Below are 16,400 nucleotides of genomic sequence, written 5' to 3'. Positions count from 1 at the left end.
GGAATAGTAGATGATAAGACAAAATATCTTTGAACATACAAAAAGACAAACGCCAAAAATGACGTTTGTCTACGTTCTGAGGTAGCCTTTCGGCTCCCTTTTTTCTTAGTAAATACCGATGAGTAATTGCACACCAAGACTAGTGAGGATGATGGCAATCCAGCAAATGGCTCCGAGAAGAATGGCCTGTCCACTGGATTTGATTAATCCAATGAGATTGGTTTTGAGGCCGATAGCACTCATGGCCATGACAATAAGGAATTTAGAGAGTTCTTTGAGAGGTGAAAAGAAGCTATTGCTGACACCGAAAGATGTGAGAAGAGTAGTTAGCAGAGAAGCTAGGATAAAGTAGAGGATGAAAACGGGGAAGACTTTTTTAAGCTTTACCCCTTGGTTGTTGCCTTGTTGACGGCTTTGCCAATAGGAGAGGAAGAGAGTGATAGGGATAATAGCCAGGGTGCGTGTCAGTTTGACAATAGTGGCAGATTCAAGAGTGTTGCTATTGTAAAGACTATCCCAAGCGCTAGCTGTGGCTGTTACAGAGGAAGTATCGTTGACCGCAGTACCTGCAAAGAGAGCAAAACCTTCGTTGGAGAAATGGAGCCAAGAACCTAGAGTTGGAAAAATAAGAGCTGCCAAGACATTGAAGAAAAAGATAACAGAAATGGCTTGGGCCACTTCTTTTTCCTTGGCGTGAATAACAGGAGCAGTCGCTGCAATGGCAGAACCGCCACAGATAGAAGATCCAACTCCAATCAAGGTAGCTAGCTTTGTATCCATGTTAAAAAATCGTTGGAAAAAGAAAGCTATAATCAAAGCGATAGAAATGGTTGAAAGGATAACAGGGAGGGAAGATTTTCCAACTGCGAAAACTTGTGAGATATTGAGTCCAAACCCAAGCAAGATAACAGCATACTGAAGCAGTTTTTTTGAGCTATAAGTCAAGCCAGCATCCAGTTGTGTATAGGAAGTGAGAAAGGGATGGAGAATCATTCCGATAAAAATGGCGAAAACAGGTGCTCCCACAACAGGAAGAAATCCTCCTAAAACCCAAGAGATGATAGAAATGATCAGACAGACTAACAGTCCTGCCCAATTTTTTGATAGAAATGACATAAAAACCTCCGAAAAAAAATACTTCTTATTATAATCTTTTCTGTCAGAAAAGTAAAATAGAAAGTAGGAAGAAGGTTACAAATAAATGGAATTTTGCGGTCAAAAAGCTTTTGTAGCATAATAGATATATGTTCTTTGTTCAATAAGGATGCAAATGTGGCATATGTTATTGAAAAAAATGAATTTGATGAGCCTGGACATGTGAAGTAATTATGTGAGATAAGAAAATAAATAAGAGAGTTGAAAATGTACTGACCCCAAAAGTTAGACAGAAAAAATCTAACTTTTGGGATCAGTACATATCCTCGCTTTTTTTAATCTAATAGCTCCTTATTTTCAATTAAAAGTTCTAAAGGAGATTTTTCTCTTGCTACAATAAAACCAGGTTCATATTGAGTATGTAATGTTCTTTTCAATTAAGTTTTAACTTCTATCTGGTAAGTAAAAGGAAAAATAATACCCGTGGTGCTAGTTAAACTCAAAATACAAGAAAAGCCTAAAAGGACTATACTGTAAGTGACAAAACAAAACAGGAGGATAGTCCAAATGAGCCACTTACATTAGTCCTGTGAAATACAGAACTAAATCCTTCACTTAAATTACTTGTCTAACTTTTTGGGGTCAGTACAAACAGTGCTTTTTTTGTTGAAATCGCAAAGAATCTAAGCTTTCTTTTTGCAGATAACATTCGCTCTTTTATTTTCGGTATGATTGAGTCGATGCCCCGTTCTCGACCGGTTATTATTGCAACTTATCGAATGCTAGAGCACTATGCCATCACTTTTTGGAAGAATACTTGGAGCAATTCTACGCAGAATGGAATGCGAAAAAGTGATAATTAAAGAGACGAAAAAGCTGAGAATATGATTTCCCAGCTTTTTTGAATGCGATAGAAATAGCAACTAGACTATTTACGAAAGACCTCAATAATGTAGGTGAAGCCAGTAACTAAAAATGCAAAGGCAATGACATAAACGACAAAGACACCTGTAGCCACTGGATTGAACAGAATCACTAGACCTAGTAAAAATTCAAGCAAGGCTACCCACATGATATTGCTACCAATAATAGGGAAAATCAATCCTAGACGATTGCCTTTAAAGAAAGCAATAATGGCTTCTACAATTAACCAAATTCCTACAATGGTCGGAATGACGACCGGCAGGGTCACAAAGCCATAAGCAACGAGGTAAAGAGCTAAGAGAAGACTAACAAATCCTTGGAAAAGATAAACAGGTGAGCGAAGCTCTTTTGGTGCAGAGAAATAGCCTAAAATAGCTGCTATAGAAGAAACCAGTAAACCAAATGAAATCCACCAGCTGTAAGCAACAAGATTAGCTACTGGGTTTGTAAATAGGAAAAGTCCTAAAAGGACAAAAACAACTCCTGCAAGGAATAGCAGTAAACGATTAGAAAATTTCATTTCAATACCCCCTATATAGTATAGTATAGTTTGATAATAAAACTATTGTACTTATTTTTATAGAAAATGTCAATAAAATAAATAAACAATTTGGAAGTTTCAGTCTGACTTACAAAAAGAAAAGGAGTTTTCACTCCTTTTCACAGATTGAAGACAAAGTCCTTATAAAAGTGTCTTCTAAAGATTTTAACTTCAATCTGAAGCGAGGTTATCCTCGCTTTTTCTATTTATCAAACAATTCCTTATTTTCAATTAAGAGTTCTAGTGGAGATTTATCCCTTGCTACAATAAAACCAGGTTCATATTGGTTATGAAGTGTTCTTTTCTGAGAAGTTGGATCCATATACAACTCATCTCCATCTTCTGTGTATAGTTGGTTGCCTCTTGTTAAGTAAAGTAAATCCTCTAAGTACTGTCCATCAGTTTCTAGAAAATCTTCGATGTATTTGACAGCTTTTAAAATCTCACTTACTTTATCAGAGTATTCATTCGATTCAAGAACACTCTTTTCTAACTCAATCTCTTTACTAGTTCCAAATAGTTGGGTTGGAGTTGCATTAAAATATTCTGCTATCTTATCTAAATTTGCAAAGGTAGGATAGCTTTTTTGTTTTTCGTAATCAGAGATGGACTGTTTACCGATTCCTAAATCTTCCGCAAGTTGAGTTTGACTTACTCCTTTTTCTATGCGTAGTCGTGCCAAATTGGGTCCAAAATTTTGAATAATAAAGGTCATGATAAACTCCTATGTTGTATTTTAAACTTATTTTATCACCCATAAACTTACAAATCAAGTTTTTAGTTGACTATTTAAAATATTTTTTATAAAATATATTTATAACTTATAAATAAGTTATAAATAATACAAAAAATAGCTCGTAAGTTTAGGATTGGTGAGTGAGGAAGAAGTTGAGGACGAGACTATGACTTATGACTATTCGAAGCCTTGGAGCTAGAAATTGTGTGGACAAGGACAAGGGCGAGCCTGACGGGAAGTCAGGCGAAGTCCCGAAGACTGCCGTCCAGACAATTTCTAGCCAAGCAAAAGCTGGCTATTCTAACAGCCAGCAAAAAGGTACACTTAGGACAACGTCCAAAGAACGACGGAACGGGCAAACGTTGATTTGACGGTGTTTCTGAGACCTAAAAAATCTAAAAGAAGGGGGGACAATTTTGTTGGTTTCTATACAAGATTTAAGAAGCATTCAAGAACGATGTGAAATAGGAGAATTAGTACAGAGGTTAGATGTCAGTATTGATAGACTAACGGTTATCTGGGATACAGACACTGGTTCCCTAAGACGAATTTTCAAAAATCTGAAACAGGCAATAAGTACAAGAGTTCATTCATTTGAAATATATGATAATGTTCGAGATGATGTCTTTACTTTAGCTAAAGATTTTAATGAGTATGATTCGATCAATATTATATTTTTTCAATTATCCACTTATGGAGGTGAACAATTGATTCGGATTGATTTCAATCCTAATACTTTAAAAGAATTTGATGGAATGAAAGTATGGAGGCAATTAATGTACTTTGCCAGATTGAATTCATTGACGGTACGTTTGTCTCGTTTTGATTTGGCATTTGACATTTTCAACAGGCCTGAAATCGTTAATTTGCAACATATTAAAGGTGGTGTTACACATAAGGTCTTCTATGGTCGAGGGGGCGAATTAGAGACGAAATATTGGGGTTCTAGCGGTAGTAATGTACAAGTTAGGTTATATGATAAGAATAAAGAAATCATTGCTCACAAGCGAGAAGAGAAGCTAGATTTGGATGTAAATCCGTTTTGGTGGAGACTAGAGTTCCAACTCAGAACCAAAGCGATTGGGGAGGAGATGGTCCAAGATATTATGAGTAGACTTGATAATTTCGGGTTTTATAAGCTAGATCATATTCGAGTGGATCAAAGAGCATTTACAATTATCTTTCTAAACAATCCTGAACTGTTATCATTGGCTTTTCCAAATTTAAAATCAGACAGCATCAAAAAGAAAAAAACAAGAGTCCGCAAACTATTGAGAGAAGAAACGAACCAATTTGCGGAAGAATTAAAAGAAGTATTAATACAGAATCTCCCTAAATTAAATGCAGAATTACAACTACTTGTAGGCGAGTTTCTGACTTTAGAAAATAAATAAGGAGGATAACTATGGATCATAATTTAATTAGTAACAAAGAATTAATTGAAATGGGCTATCGCCCTCACACTGCAAATGATATCATCCATCAGGCAAGAGAATTACTTGTATCACGAGGCTATACATTTTATAATCGTAAACGTTTGATGGTTGTTCCAAAAAGTGTTGTAAATGAGATTCTAGGAACAGAGGTGGCGTAATATGGCAAGTGTTCGTTATCGAAAGCGAGGAGATAGTAACTTATGGACCTATGAAATTCGTAACGAAGGAAAAACTGTTGCTCATAATAGCGGTTTTAAAACAAAAAAACTTGCAGAGTCAGAAGCTGAGCCGATTCTGCAAGAACTTCGTTTAGGGAAAAGAATTTCTAGAGATATTTCTCTTGTCGATCTATATCAAGAATGGCTTGAACTAAAAATTCTACCGAGTAGTAGGTCGGAAGAGACAAAGAAAAAATATCTTCTCCGTAAAAACACAATTGAAAGATTATTTGGAAATAAAAAAGTCACTCAAATTCGTGCGAGTGAATACCAAAGAATAATGAATAAGTATGGTCAAACAGTTGGTAGAAATTTTCTTGGTAGATTGAATACTGGAATTCATCAGAGCATCCAAATGGCAATTGCAGACAAAGTTCTAATAGATGATTTTACACAACATGTCGAGTTATTTTCATCCAAAGAACAACAGATGACAGAAGAGAAATATTTACATACAGAAAAGGACTATCTGGATTTACTTTTAGCAGTAAAGAGAAAATTTGATTACCAACGTTCAATTGTTCCTTATATCGTCTATTTTCTATTAAAAACAGGCATGAGATTTGGAGAGTTAATAGCGTTAACTTGGAATGAAGTCGACTTTGACAGAGGACTGCTAAAAACATATAGGAGGTTTAATACCCTTTCTCATAAATTTGTCCCTCCAAAAAACAAAACGTCTATTCGGATGGTACCGATAGACGAAGAATGTATTAAGATATTACAAGTCCTAAAAATTGAACAGGAGAAGGCTAATAAAGAGCTAGGAATCAAGAATAGGTATAAAATGATTTTTCAGCATTATGGATATATTCACTTGGTACCAGATATTGCAAGTGTCAATAAAGCTTTGAGTGTTCTTTTAAATGAATTAGATATTTATCCAATTATCACGACAAAAGGAGCACGTCATACCTATGGAAGCTACCTTTGGCACAAAGGATTTGACCTTGGAGTTATTGCAAAAATTCTAGGGCATAGAGATATTTCAATGTTAGTAGAAGTATATGGACACACTCTAGAGGAGAAAATTTTTGAGGAATTTAATCAAATCAGAGATGTCTGGAAAGATTGCTCATAAAAAAATGTGGGGCAAATGATGGGGCAAATCAGTTCTAGACAAGCAAAAAAGCCTTGTAAATCAAGGCTTCTTCCTGTTGATTTAGATGCCCCCTGCAGGGCTCGAACCTGCGACCCATAGATTAAGAGTCTACTGCTCTACCAACTGAGCTAAGGAGGCAAAAAAAAGCTGTATTGGTGCCGAAACTTCACGGTTTGTATTGAACCCGCGCAATTAAGCAGGTGGGCAACTTGCTCTAACTGAAGCTGCTTCCGCGTGATACGGCCTGCATGCTGTTAGAAGTCCTTTGTTTCCCTAATAATACAAAAAATAGTCGGTCAACACTTAAGTGTGAAGTCGTACACCACAGCGTTTCTATATGTATATGATACCATATTTCAAAAAAATTTCAAGAGAAAATCTCAATTTTTTGGAACCGATATCACCTTTTCTTGAGTTGATCAATCTTCTCTTTTGTCGTCCCTAGAGCTCTCTCGTATTTGCCATTTTCATTAGGAGTGAAATAGGAGGTACCCTTCAGCTTGTCTGGTAGGTAGTCCTGTTGGACCCAATTACCAGGATAATTGTGGGGGTATTTGTAATCTTGGGCATTCCCCAAGGTCTTGCTTCCGGCATAGTGGCCATCCCGTAAATGGCGAGGGATGGGAAGGTTGCCCGACTTCCGGAGGTCAGCCAAGGCCTTGTCCATGGCGACGTAAGCCGAGTTGGACTTGGGTGAAAGGGCCAGATCAATGACGATGTTGGCGATGAGGATGCGGGCTTCGGGGAAGCCGATCCGCTCCGCTGCTTGGAGAGCTGTCACCGTATGGATCTGCGCATCTGGATTGGTCAGGCCGATATCTTCGTAGGCAATGACCGTCAAGCGACGAGCTAAGCTGGGTAGATCACCGGCTTCAATCAAACGTGCGGCATAGTGGAGACTAGCATCAACATCGGATCCGCGGATGGATTTTTGAAGAGCAGAGAGGACGTCGTAGTGGCCGTCTCCATCTTTGTCCATGGTGATGTAGCTGCGCTGGAGGCTGTTTTCCATGATGTCGAGACTGATGTGGCGAACGCCATCCTCCCCTTCCTTGGTAGAGAGGACGGCTAAATCGAGAGAGTTATAGGCAGAACGCAGGTCTCCATTGGTCGAAGTGGCGATGAAATCCAAGGCATCCTCGTCGAGGGTTACAGGAAAGTCAAAGCCCCGCTCAGAGTCGCTAAGAGCCAACTGGATAGCCTCTTTGACCTGCTCATTGGTCAAGGGTTCCAACTCAAAAATCTGTACCCGACTGCGAATGGCAGGCGTCACGGAGAAGAAAGGATTCTCAGTCGTTGCGCCGATCATGATGACCAGACCGCTTTCGAGCAAAGGCAGGAGAAAATCTTGTTTGGTCTTATCGAGGCGATGGATCTCATCCAAAAGCAGGACTAAGCCACCTGAAAACTTGGCTTCCTCTGCGATCTCTTGCAGGCGTTTTTTGCTGTCGACGGTTGCATTGAAGGTCCGAAAGGCATACTTAGTCGTACCCGCGATGGCAGAAGCAATACTGGTCTTGCCAATCCCTGGTGGGCCAAAGAGAATCATGGACGAGAGACGATTGGCCTCCACCATGCGGCGGATGATTTTCCCTGGTCCGACCAGGTGTTCTTGTCCGATGACCTGATCAATGGTTTTGGGGCGCATGCGCAGGGCGAGATTGTCCGGCATGAGGGTCTCCTTTCTAGCTTTGTCTCCTTTAAAAGAGGCAGTTTTTATGGTAAGATTGTAGTAACTATTGTATCATATTCCGCTCTAAGAGTGGGAAATTAGAAAGAGGACACGATGTCTAAATATGGATTTTTGGATGTTTTAGAAGAGGAAATGGAAAAGGTCTTTCCCTTTGACTTTGAGATCAATTGGGATAAGAAAAATCATGCGGTAGAAGTGGCTTTTCTCTTGGAAGCACAGAATACGGGAGGGGTTGCCTTGGTCGATGAGTCGGGGGAAGAGTCTGACGAAGATATCTTCTTTGAAGAAGCTGTTATCTTCTACAATCCAGCAAAGTCGCATGTGGAAGATGATGCCTATTTAACGGCGATTCCTTATGAACCGAAAAAAGGCTTGTCTCGGGAGTTTCTAGCTTACTTTGCGACCTTCCTCAAAGATACAGCCGAGCTGGCCTTGGATGACCTCATGGATTTCTTAGCAGACGAAGAAGCAGAGAGCTTTGAGATCGTCTGGAATCAAGAAGTCTTTGAAGAAGGTAAAGTCGGCCTGGAAGAAAGCACCTTTTACCCTTATCCGAGATATTAGAAATAAGTGGGAGAGTTTATGAAAAAAATTGGGATCTATCTTGTTTATGGTCTATCGTTTCTTCTCTTGATGGGTGCTTTTTCCTTGGGGACGATAGCCTTTACGGAGTTAGGTTTTCAACTGGTTTTTGTACCAGGCTATCTCTTCACTTTTTCTAGCATGTATCTCATTTTCATTCTCCATGAACTGGGACATGCTTTTTGTGGTTATCTGACAGGCTATCGGCTCGTCGCTTTAGGCTTGGGAAATTTTCTCCTGACTAAAAAAGCAGGGAAGTTTCGTCTTAGCCACACGGCAGTTCTGAAAAATGTCGGTGCCCAGTATATTGGACTAAAAGAGGATGAAAGTGACCAACGAATGATCCTGATGCTTTCCGGTGGGATATTGGTTCATTTGACTTTGCTTATCGTATCCATCCTCTTTGGAGTTCTAACACAGAGTTGGTATTTTGCAGGCACTTGGATTTGTCTTAATCTCTCCTTCATTTTGGCCAATGCTCTCCCCCTTGGGATTACAGATGGAGCTAAAATTTTAGAATTGATTCACCATCCTGAAAATGTGGTCTATGCTTATCTCGGACTCCGCCATTCTGCTCAGACCCTGCTAGCACCAGAAGATTACGATCTAAGAGATTTTGTTAGACCTGTTCCTGAGGAGGTGCAAGGAGGCTTTGTGGAGGGGGTCTTAGCCCTCCAGGGAGAAGTCTTGATTCTAGAGGGCAATCGCGAGGCGGCTAAAGAGCACTTTCAGTCTTTACTGGAGAGGGCAGATAATCCGATGATTCAAACGGCCGCCCAGTTGTCCCTACTGCATATCGCCTTGTTGGAAGGAGATCATGAAAAAGCAGAGGAATACGCGACCATTCGACGAGTCAAGTCTTTTTTGTCGATGAAATTGGCCAATATACAGGCGGTCCAAGCTTGGTATCAATTTACCGTCAAAAAGGATTTGGTCCAGACCCACAAGGCGATCAAGCTTGCTAGACAGAAGATGGATGTAAGTCGCATGTTGCGGGATGAGAAAGCCTATTACCAGCAGTGGTTAGATGAGTTGGAACAAGCAATACAGGTAGAACAGACTCAGGTGAGCTGAGAAAAGGAAAGAGAGCTGTACGATGCTTCAGGTATTTAAGCGGTTATTTAGTAAAAAATCCCAAAAATCTCAAGAGCGTGAGTCGATCCTTCCTCGCAATCGCTTTGCGGATCTAGATTTCGAGCGAGTATTGAAGTTTGGAACTCGTGACCGTGTTGATGAGGTGGGTCACTGTGTTGAGGATGGTGAAATCACACTATTTGACTTTTCGATAGACTTTGCAGAATTTGAGTTCATAGGTGCTTTCAAAATTGAGGAGGAAGACCAGTTTCAGCAACTATTAGCTCGTTTGAATAGTTTTGACAATGCCATTCAGTCCCATTTGGAAAGTGAGATGCAACAACCTATCCCTCAGTATGCTAAGGATCTCGGCTATACTCAGAAGAAGTGGGAAAGGACATTTTACTTCCATCCTTGGATATTAAGTTTTGAGGAAAACCCGCCTAATCTTCGCTATGTTGCAGATTATGTAAACGATGAGTTTACGGTTTATTTTGCGAAAAAACATGGTAGATGGCAGGCATACTGGGATGCAGAGTGCCAAAAAGTAATCGAAGAAAGCTAGCTCGTATTTTCCTAGAGAGTAATTGTTATCATAGAAAAGAGTAAATATCATGGAATTATTAGATAGCAGAATGGATTTCCAAGGTTGCAAGATTGCCTTGATTTGTGGGGATAAGGTCTTGACTATCTTACGTGATGACAAGGACGATATCCCTTGTCCCAACATGTGGGAGTTGCCAGGTGGTGGCCGCGAAGGGGACGAGAGTCCTTTTGAGTGTGTAGCGCGTGAAGTTTATGAAGAACTGGGAATTCATTTAGATGAAGACTGTCTGCTTTGGAGCAAGATTTATCCTAGCGTAATCTTTAAAGACAAGCAATCGGTCTTTATGGTTGGTCAGCTAAGACAAGAACAATTTGACAATATTACCTTTGGGGATGAAGGACAGGCCTATAAACTGATGCCTATTGAGGAGTTTTTGAAGTCTAAACAGACAGTGCCTCAGCTACAGGGGAGATTGAGGGATTATTTGGAGGAAGTAAGGTAGATGCCAAATCGTAGTAAGAATATCAATATGTTTCTCATGGATGGAGAAGTTACTGGGATAATTAAATGTACCTTGTCGAATTGGACAGGGGTGATTTATAAAATTCCTCGAATTCAATTGGCAGATTTAAAATCACGTGATGAAATGAAGCAAAGCGGCATTTATTTCCTATTTGGTCGTAATGAGAATAAGCAAAAGGATGTTACCTACATCGGGCAGGCAACGAATCGCAAAAATGGTGAAGGTATCCTTTTACGTGTTCAGGAACATACTCGTGACAATCATGCAGATTATTTTAATGATGTGATCATTTTGACGACGCAAAATAATTCCTTTGGTCCCACAGAAATTAGTTACTTGGAAAATAAGTTTACACAACTGGCAAAGGACGCGGGGCGCTTCATTGTAAAAAATGGGAATGAGCCCAATTCTGGGAATGTAACAGAAGAAAAGCAGTCAGAGTTAGATGAGGTTGTGGAAAACACTTTGATGATTGTAGGGACCTTAGGGTACCGAGTGTTTGTTCCTATGACCAAGAAAACAGGTCAGAATGTTTCTGATGATAATTTAACTTATCTCTATCTAAAGCGAAAAACCAAGAAATCAAATAGAACGATCGAAGCAATCTGTGAACATACTTCAGAAGGGTTTGTTGTTTTAGAAGGAAGTCAAGTGGATGTGGTTGATTCATCCGCGATACCAGCAAGTCTAAAAGAATTACGTGAGGAGTTAATCAAATCAAATGTGATTAAAAATGGTGTTTTACAAGAAAAACAACTGTTCTCCAGTCCATCTTATGCAGCTGTTTTTGTACTAGGAATGAATACGAATGGACGAACGGATTGGAAAAATAAGGACGGCAAGACTTTAAAAGAATTAGAAGAAATAATGGATTGTTAAGGAGAATCAGATGGAAACATGGCAAGAGTTAAAAGTTACAGTCAAGCGTGAGGGAGAGGAGTTGGTCTCTAATCTCTTGATTGAGCTGGGTGCGCAAGGTGTTGCAATCGAAGACAGTATGGACTATGTGGGCAACGTCGATCGCTTCGGTGAGATTTTCCCTGAGGTCGAGCAACAAGAAGAAATCGTGGTGACAGCCTACTATCCGGATACGGTTGATGTAGCAGTGGTTGAGGCTGACTTGCAGGCTCGCTTAGCAGAATTGACCGACTTTATGGACTTAGGAGAAATCAAGATTGGCACGACTGCCTTGGCTGAGGAAGATTGGGCCGACAACTGGAAGAAATACTATGAACCTGCTCGTATCACTCATGATTTGACCATTGTGCCATCATGGACGGACTATGAGGCGACTGCGGGAGAAAAGATTATCAAGCTGGATCCTGGTATGGCCTTTGGGACAGGGACCCACCCAACAACCAAGATGAGCCTCTTTGCCTTGGAGCAGGTTCTTCGTGGTGGTGAAACAGTGCTGGATGTGGGGACAGGTTCAGGGGTTCTTTCCATTGCTAGCTCACTTCTAGGTGCCAAGGAAATCTTCGCCTATGACCTGGATGATGTAGCGGTTCGAGTCGCTCAAGAAAATATTGAGCTCAATCCTAGCATGGAAAATATCCATGTAGCCCCAGGTGATTTGCTCAAAGGTGTGGAGATTGAGGCAGATGTTATCGTGGCCAATATCTTGGCGGATATCCTCATTCATCTGACGGATGATGCTTATCGCTTGGTCAAGGATGAAGGCTACCTCATCATGAGTGGCATTATTAAGGACAAGTGGGACATGGTCCGTGAGTCAGCAGAAGCAGCTGGATTTTTCCTTGAAACCCACATGATCCAAGGTGAGTGGAATGCCTGTGTCTTCAAAAAAACTAAGGATATTTCTGGTGTGATTGGAGGCTAGCATGCAACAGTATTTTGTAAAAGGTTTGGCTAGCTCACCTGTCACTATCGAGGATAAGGAAACTAGCAAGCACATGTTTCAGGTCATGCGCTTGAAAGAAGATGACCAGGTGACCCTAGTCTTTGATGATGGGATCAAGCGTTTGGCGCGCGTGGTCAATGTGGAGGCTCGTCAGTTGGAGCTAATCAAAGAATTAGCTGACAATGTGGAACTGCCAGTCCAAGTGACCATCGCATCAGGCTTTCCCAAGGGAGATAAACTCGAGTTTATCACTCAAAAGGTGACGGAACTGGGTGCTAGTCAAATTTGGGCCTTTCCTGCCGATTGGTCAGTTGCCAAGTGGGATGGCAAGAAATTGGGTAAAAAGGTTGAAAAACTAGAAAAAATTGCCCTTGGAGCAGCAGAGCAAAGCAAGCGGAATCTTGTTCCAATCATTGCCCTTTTTGAGAAAAAGGCAGACTTTCTAGCCCAACTCGACCAGTTTGACCGCACCGTGGTGGCCTATGAAGAGTCGGCCAAAGAAGGCGAAAGCGCTGCTCTTGTACAAGCTGTAAGTGGTCTTGAAAAAGGGAGCAAGGTTCTCTTTATCTTTGGACCGGAAGGTGGTCTTTCACCTGCTGAAATTGAAAGTTTTGAAGCTAAAGGAGCAGTCCTTGCAGGCCTTGGGCCTCGTATCCTACGAGCAGAAACCGCCCCACTCTATGCCCTTAGCGCAGTGAGTGTTGTTACAGAATTAATGAAAAACGCGTGAAGGTAGATCTTCACGCGTTTCTTCTATATCTTATTTTGTTCAGAATGGATTCGTTTTCTTATTTTTTATATATTACAAATTGATGAATTTCGTAAAAAAATGGAATCTTTATGAAAAAAGACAACCTACGTTCGGGATTTCGAGCTGCTATTGCTGGGAAGCTCCTCAAATAGCATGAAAGTCAATCGGACTAGTTTTCATATAGAGCTAAAAGTGATAGAATAGAAGGCAAGAAAGTGGAGAAAACTAGATGCCGAAAGAAGAACCTTTAACAGGGGGCCAGGTTATTGCCCTTACCAAAAAATACTTGTCGGGAGAGGATGTTGCATTTGTAGAAAAAGCTCTCCTTTATGCAGTCGACTGCCATAGTGGGCAATTCCGTAAATCAGGTGAACCCTATATCATCCACCCTATTCAAGTTGCCGGCATTTTGGCAAAATTGAAGTTGGATGCTGTGACCGTTGCCTGTGGTTTTTTGCACGACGTTGTCGAGGATACAGACGCGACCCTAGATGATTTAGAACGCGAATTTGGACATGATGTCCGAGTGATTGTTGATGGAGTGACCAAGCTCGGGAAGGTCAAATACAAGTCCCATGAAGAGCAGTTGGCAGAGAACCACCGCAAGATGCTCATGGCCATGTCTCAAGATATCCGTGTCATTTTAGTCAAGCTAGCAGACCGCTTGCACAACATGCGGACTTTGAAGCATTTACGCAAGGACAAGCAAGAACGGATTTCCCAGGAAACCATGGAAATCTATGCACCGCTAGCCCACCGTCTCGGGATTTCTAGCGTCAAGTGGGAATTGGAAGATCTATCCTTCCGTTATCTGAATGAAGTCGAGTTCTATAAAATTTCCCATATGATGAAGGAGAAGCGTCGCGAGCGGGAAGCCTTGGTAGAAGAAGTTGTCCAAAAGATCGAGTCCTATGCGGCAGAACGCCACCTCTATGGGAAAATCTATGGTCGTCCTAAGCATATCTACTCCATCTACCGCAAGATGCAGGATAAGAAGAAGCGCTTTGATGAAATCTATGATTTGATTGCCATTCGCTGTATCCTGGAATCACCGAGCGATGTCTATGCCATGCTGGGCTATATCCACGAGTTGTGGAAGCCGATGCCAGGCCGTTTCAAGGACTACATCGCCAATCGGAAGGCCAATGGTTACCAGTCCATCCATACCACTGTTTACGGTCCAAAAGGTCCCATCGAGTTCCAGATCCGTACAAAGGAAATGCACGAGGTTGCTGAGTACGGGGTTGCGGCACACTGGGCTTATAAGAAAGGAATCAAGGGCCAAGTCAACAGCAAAGAATCGGCTATTGGGATGAACTGGATCAAGGAGATGATGGAACTCCAAGACCAGGCGGATGATGCCAAGGAATTTGTCGATACGGTCAAAGAAAACTATCTGGCTGAAGAGATTTATGTCTTTACTCCAGATGGAGCGGTTCGTTCTCTTCCAAAGGATTCTGGACCGATTGACTTTGCCTATGAGATTCATACCAAGATCGGGGAAAAAGCGACTGGTGCCAAGGTTAATGGCCGTATGGTTCCTTTGACTACTAAGCTGAAAACGGGTGACCAGGTTGAAATCATCACCAATCCAAATTCATTTGGACCAAGTCGTGACTGGCTCAATATCGTCAAGACCAGCAAGGCCCGCAATAAGATCCGCCAATTCTTTAAGAACCAAGACAAGGAACTCTCGATCAACCGTGGACGAGAGTTGCTCATGGCCCAGTTCCATGAGCATGATATGATTGCCAACAAGTTCATGGACAAGAAGCACATGGACAAGGTTTTGCAAAAGACCAGCTACAAGACCGAAGATGCCTTATTTGCGGCCATCGGTTTTGGAGAAGTAGGAGCCATCTCTGTCTTTAACCGTTTGACGGAAGAAGAGCGCCGCGAAGAGGAAAAGGCCAAGGCGCGTGCGGAAGCTGAAGAGCTAGTCAAAGGTGGCGAGGTCAAGGTTGAAAACAAAAAAGACACCCTCAAGGTTCGCCATGAAGGTGGCGTGGTCATCCAAGGGGCTTCTGGTCTCTTGATCCGGATTGCTAAGTGTTGCAATCCCGTCCCAGGAGATACAATTGTCGGTTACATTACCAAAGGACGTGGGGTTGCCATTCACCGTCAAGACTGTATGAATCTGCGGGCCCAAGACAACTACGAGCAACGCTTGATCGACGTCGAGTGGGAAGACAATAACACGACCAAGGATTACATCGCCCATATCGATATCTACGGCCTCAACCGTGCAGGCCTTCTCAATGATGTCCTTCAAGTCCTCTCTAATACGGCTAAGATGATCTCAACTGTCAATGCCCAACCAACCAAAGATATGAAATTTGCCAATATCCACATTTCCTTCGGGATTCCAAACCTGTCTATGTTGACAACGGTTGTGGATAAGATTAAGAGTGTGCCGGAGGTTTACTCTGTTAAGCGTACCAACGGCTAGTCTTCTGCGAAAATCGACTTCATACTGCGTTAGTTTCGACTGGCCTAACTACAGTTATGCCTGCGTCTCACTGCCTTGTCTGAAGTTGATTTTCTTTGAAGCAAGTAGAACATGGTTAGAACTCTTTTATAGCTTGGTTAGCTTGCCTTGCCGTACTTGAGTACTGTCTTCGTCTCACGACCTTGACTGAGGTCGATGTTCTTTGAAGCTTAGCAGTGAATGCCCAATAGATTGTATAAATAGGATAATAAGATGAAATTAGTGATTCAACGGGTCAAAAGGGCCTCGGTTTCCATTGATGGTCAAGTCTATAGTCAGATTCAAGAAGGGCTTCTTCTCTTAGTGGGAGTGGGTCCGGAGGATGACCAGAAGGACCTGGAATATGCGGTGCGGAAGGTCACCCAAATGCGGATTTTCTCGGATGAAGAAGGGAAGATGAACTTATCTGTCAAGGATATTCAAGGAGAAATCCTCTCGATTTCTCAATTTACCCTCTTTGCCCAGACAAAAAAAGGCAATCGTCCAGCCTTTATCGGGGCAACCAATCCAGAGATGGCCAGCCAGCTCTACGATGACTTCAATGATTTGTTAGAAAAGGAAGTCCCTGTCAAACGAGGGGTCTTCGCTGCAGATATGGCAATCGAACTCATCAATGATGGCCCAGTGACTATCATCCTCGATACGAAAAATCCATAGAAAGAAAAAAACATGCCCTTGATTAAGAGCATGTGGGATTGAAGAAATAGTATTCCTAGAAACTTTCCTTAGGTGAGTACGGACGTCAGCGAACTTCTACGAAGTTCCATGACTTAGTTTTGAACCTAAGGTTTCAAAACTCCCGAATGCTTGAAACATTATTGTTTCAAGC

16 protein-coding genes, 1 tRNA gene, 1 other RNA gene and 1 pseudogene are annotated in these 16,400 nt (G+C 41.6%); 13 read left to right on the top strand and 6 right to left on the bottom strand.

Annotated features, from left to right (window positions below):
* Positions 1-105 precede the first annotated feature (105 nt).
* The 3 genes from D8785_RS05925 to D8785_RS05910 form a co-directional block, all read right to left on the bottom strand.
* Positions 106-1,116, bottom strand: a complete 1,011-nt coding sequence (locus D8785_RS05925) for a YeiH family protein (RefSeq protein WP_125374804.1) — start codon at positions 1,114-1,116, stop codon at positions 106-108.
* 907 nt (positions 1,117-2,023) lie between these two features.
* On the bottom strand, positions 2,024-2,539 hold the full coding sequence (locus D8785_RS05915; RefSeq protein ID WP_049506050.1) for a DUF308 domain-containing protein: 516 nt from the start codon (positions 2,537-2,539) through the stop codon (positions 2,024-2,026).
* A 223-nt stretch (positions 2,540-2,762) separates the two neighbouring features.
* Positions 2,763-3,275: a helix-turn-helix domain-containing protein gene (locus tag D8785_RS05910; protein ID WP_125374803.1), complete on the bottom strand. Its 513-nt coding sequence runs from the start codon at positions 3,273-3,275 to the stop codon at positions 2,763-2,765.
* Between the two features lie 210 nt (positions 3,276-3,485).
* On the opposite strand from D8785_RS05910, the pseudogene D8785_RS05905 reads away from it, so the two are divergent.
* From D8785_RS05905 to D8785_RS05890, 4 genes and pseudogenes are all read left to right on the top strand, one after another.
* A pseudogene (locus tag D8785_RS05905) lies at positions 3,486-3,667 on the top strand (hypothetical protein).
* A gap of 45 nt (positions 3,668-3,712) precedes the next feature.
* Positions 3,713-4,690, top strand: a complete 978-nt coding sequence (locus tag D8785_RS05900) for a replication initiation protein (protein ID WP_125374801.1) — start codon at positions 3,713-3,715, stop codon at positions 4,688-4,690.
* Positions 4,691-4,701: 11 nt separating this feature from the next.
* A complete protein-coding gene (locus D8785_RS05895; protein ID WP_002903611.1) occupies positions 4,702-4,890 on the top strand; it encodes a DUF3173 domain-containing protein in 189 nt (62 codons plus the stop codon).
* 1 nt (position 4,891) lies between these two features.
* The gene (locus D8785_RS05890) at positions 4,892-6,031 is read left to right on the top strand and encodes a site-specific integrase (RefSeq protein WP_015605872.1); all 1,140 of its coding nucleotides are present in this window, start codon (positions 4,892-4,894) and stop codon (positions 6,029-6,031) included.
* An 86-nt stretch (positions 6,032-6,117) separates the two neighbouring features.
* Here D8785_RS05890 and D8785_RS05885 read toward each other — a convergent pair.
* From D8785_RS05885 to D8785_RS05880, 3 genes are all read right to left on the bottom strand, one after another.
* Positions 6,118-6,190, bottom strand: a tRNA-Lys gene (locus D8785_RS05885).
* 2 nt (positions 6,191-6,192) lie between these two features.
* Positions 6,193-6,386, bottom strand: a non-coding RNA gene (ssrS, locus tag D8785_RS09970) — 6S RNA.
* A 66-nt stretch (positions 6,387-6,452) separates the two neighbouring features.
* Positions 6,453-7,724, bottom strand: coding sequence for a replication-associated recombination protein A (locus D8785_RS05880; protein ID WP_125374800.1), 1,272 nt, complete (start codon positions 7,722-7,724; stop codon positions 6,453-6,455).
* A 114-nt stretch (positions 7,725-7,838) separates the two neighbouring features.
* Here D8785_RS05880 and D8785_RS05875 point away from each other — a divergent pair, with 114 nt between their 5' ends.
* From D8785_RS05875 to dtd, 9 genes are all read left to right on the top strand, one after another.
* Complete coding sequence (locus tag D8785_RS05875; RefSeq protein WP_125374799.1) at positions 7,839-8,309, top strand: DUF3013 family protein; 471 nt, start codon at positions 7,839-7,841, stop codon at positions 8,307-8,309.
* Positions 8,310-8,327: 18 nt separating this feature from the next.
* Positions 8,328-9,401, top strand: coding sequence for a site-2 protease family protein (locus tag D8785_RS05870; RefSeq protein ID WP_125374798.1), 1,074 nt, complete (start codon positions 8,328-8,330; stop codon positions 9,399-9,401).
* A gap of 22 nt (positions 9,402-9,423) precedes the next feature.
* Positions 9,424-9,966 carry a hypothetical protein gene (locus D8785_RS05865; RefSeq protein WP_125374797.1) on the top strand — a complete coding sequence of 181 codons (543 nt, stop codon included), beginning with the start codon at positions 9,424-9,426 and terminating at the stop codon, positions 9,964-9,966.
* Between the two features lie 49 nt (positions 9,967-10,015).
* Positions 10,016-10,450 carry an NUDIX hydrolase gene (locus tag D8785_RS05860; RefSeq protein ID WP_125374796.1) on the top strand — a complete coding sequence of 145 codons (435 nt, stop codon included), beginning with the start codon at positions 10,016-10,018 and terminating at the stop codon, positions 10,448-10,450.
* A complete protein-coding gene (locus D8785_RS05855; protein WP_125374795.1) occupies positions 10,451-11,350 on the top strand; it encodes a GIY-YIG nuclease family protein in 900 nt (299 codons plus the stop codon).
* Positions 11,351-11,360: 10 nt separating this feature from the next.
* A complete protein-coding gene (prmA, locus tag D8785_RS05850; RefSeq protein ID WP_125374794.1) occupies positions 11,361-12,311 on the top strand; it encodes a 50S ribosomal protein L11 methyltransferase in 951 nt (316 codons plus the stop codon).
* Between the two features lies 1 nt (position 12,312).
* Positions 12,313-13,062 carry a 16S rRNA (uracil(1498)-N(3))-methyltransferase gene (locus tag D8785_RS05845; protein WP_125374793.1) on the top strand — a complete coding sequence of 250 codons (750 nt, stop codon included), beginning with the start codon at positions 12,313-12,315 and terminating at the stop codon, positions 13,060-13,062.
* 250 nt (positions 13,063-13,312) lie between these two features.
* Positions 13,313-15,532 (top strand): RelA/SpoT family protein, encoded by a 2,220-nt coding sequence (locus D8785_RS05840; RefSeq protein WP_048788736.1) that lies wholly within the window; start codon positions 13,313-13,315, stop codon positions 15,530-15,532.
* Between the two features lie 252 nt (positions 15,533-15,784).
* Positions 15,785-16,228 carry a D-aminoacyl-tRNA deacylase gene (gene dtd, locus D8785_RS05835; protein ID WP_125374792.1) on the top strand — a complete coding sequence of 148 codons (444 nt, stop codon included), beginning with the start codon at positions 15,785-15,787 and terminating at the stop codon, positions 16,226-16,228.
* The last annotated feature ends 172 nt before the right edge of the window (positions 16,229-16,400 follow it).

It is taken from the genome of Streptococcus australis (assembly GCF_003943615.1).
Lineage (GTDB): Bacteria > Bacillota > Bacilli > Lactobacillales > Streptococcaceae > Streptococcus > Streptococcus australis_C.
The sequence above is the reverse complement of the archived record's forward strand: the minus strand, read 5'-3'. Positions and strand labels throughout refer to the sequence as shown.

Coding starts and splice junctions, on each gene's coding strand:
- D8785_RS05860 (WP_125374796.1), top strand. CDS start 10,016: ATGGAATTATTAGATAGCAGAATGGATTTCCAAGGTTGCAAGATTGCC.
- D8785_RS05880 (WP_125374800.1), bottom strand. CDS start 7,724: ATGCCGGACAATCTCGCCCTGCGCATGCGCCCCAAAACCATTGATCAG.
- prmA (WP_125374794.1), top strand. CDS start 11,361: ATGGAAACATGGCAAGAGTTAAAAGTTACAGTCAAGCGTGAGGGAGAG.
- D8785_RS05915 (WP_049506050.1), bottom strand. CDS start 2,539: ATGAAATTTTCTAATCGTTTACTGCTATTCCTTGCAGGAGTTGTTTTT.
- D8785_RS05845 (WP_125374793.1), top strand. CDS start 12,313: ATGCAACAGTATTTTGTAAAAGGTTTGGCTAGCTCACCTGTCACTATC.
- D8785_RS05870 (WP_125374798.1), top strand. CDS start 8,328: ATGAAAAAAATTGGGATCTATCTTGTTTATGGTCTATCGTTTCTTCTC.
- dtd (WP_125374792.1), top strand. CDS start 15,785: ATGAAATTAGTGATTCAACGGGTCAAAAGGGCCTCGGTTTCCATTGAT.
- D8785_RS05910 (WP_125374803.1), bottom strand. CDS start 3,275: ATGACCTTTATTATTCAAAATTTTGGACCCAATTTGGCACGACTACGC.
- D8785_RS05855 (WP_125374795.1), top strand. CDS start 10,451: ATGCCAAATCGTAGTAAGAATATCAATATGTTTCTCATGGATGGAGAA.
- D8785_RS05875 (WP_125374799.1), top strand. CDS start 7,839: ATGTCTAAATATGGATTTTTGGATGTTTTAGAAGAGGAAATGGAAAAG.
- D8785_RS05840 (WP_048788736.1), top strand. CDS start 13,313: ATGCCGAAAGAAGAACCTTTAACAGGGGGCCAGGTTATTGCCCTTACC.
- D8785_RS05865 (WP_125374797.1), top strand. CDS start 9,424: ATGCTTCAGGTATTTAAGCGGTTATTTAGTAAAAAATCCCAAAAATCT.
- D8785_RS05895 (WP_002903611.1), top strand. CDS start 4,702: ATGGATCATAATTTAATTAGTAACAAAGAATTAATTGAAATGGGCTAT.
- D8785_RS05890 (WP_015605872.1), top strand. CDS start 4,892: ATGGCAAGTGTTCGTTATCGAAAGCGAGGAGATAGTAACTTATGGACC.
- D8785_RS05925 (WP_125374804.1), bottom strand. CDS start 1,116: ATGTCATTTCTATCAAAAAATTGGGCAGGACTGTTAGTCTGTCTGATC.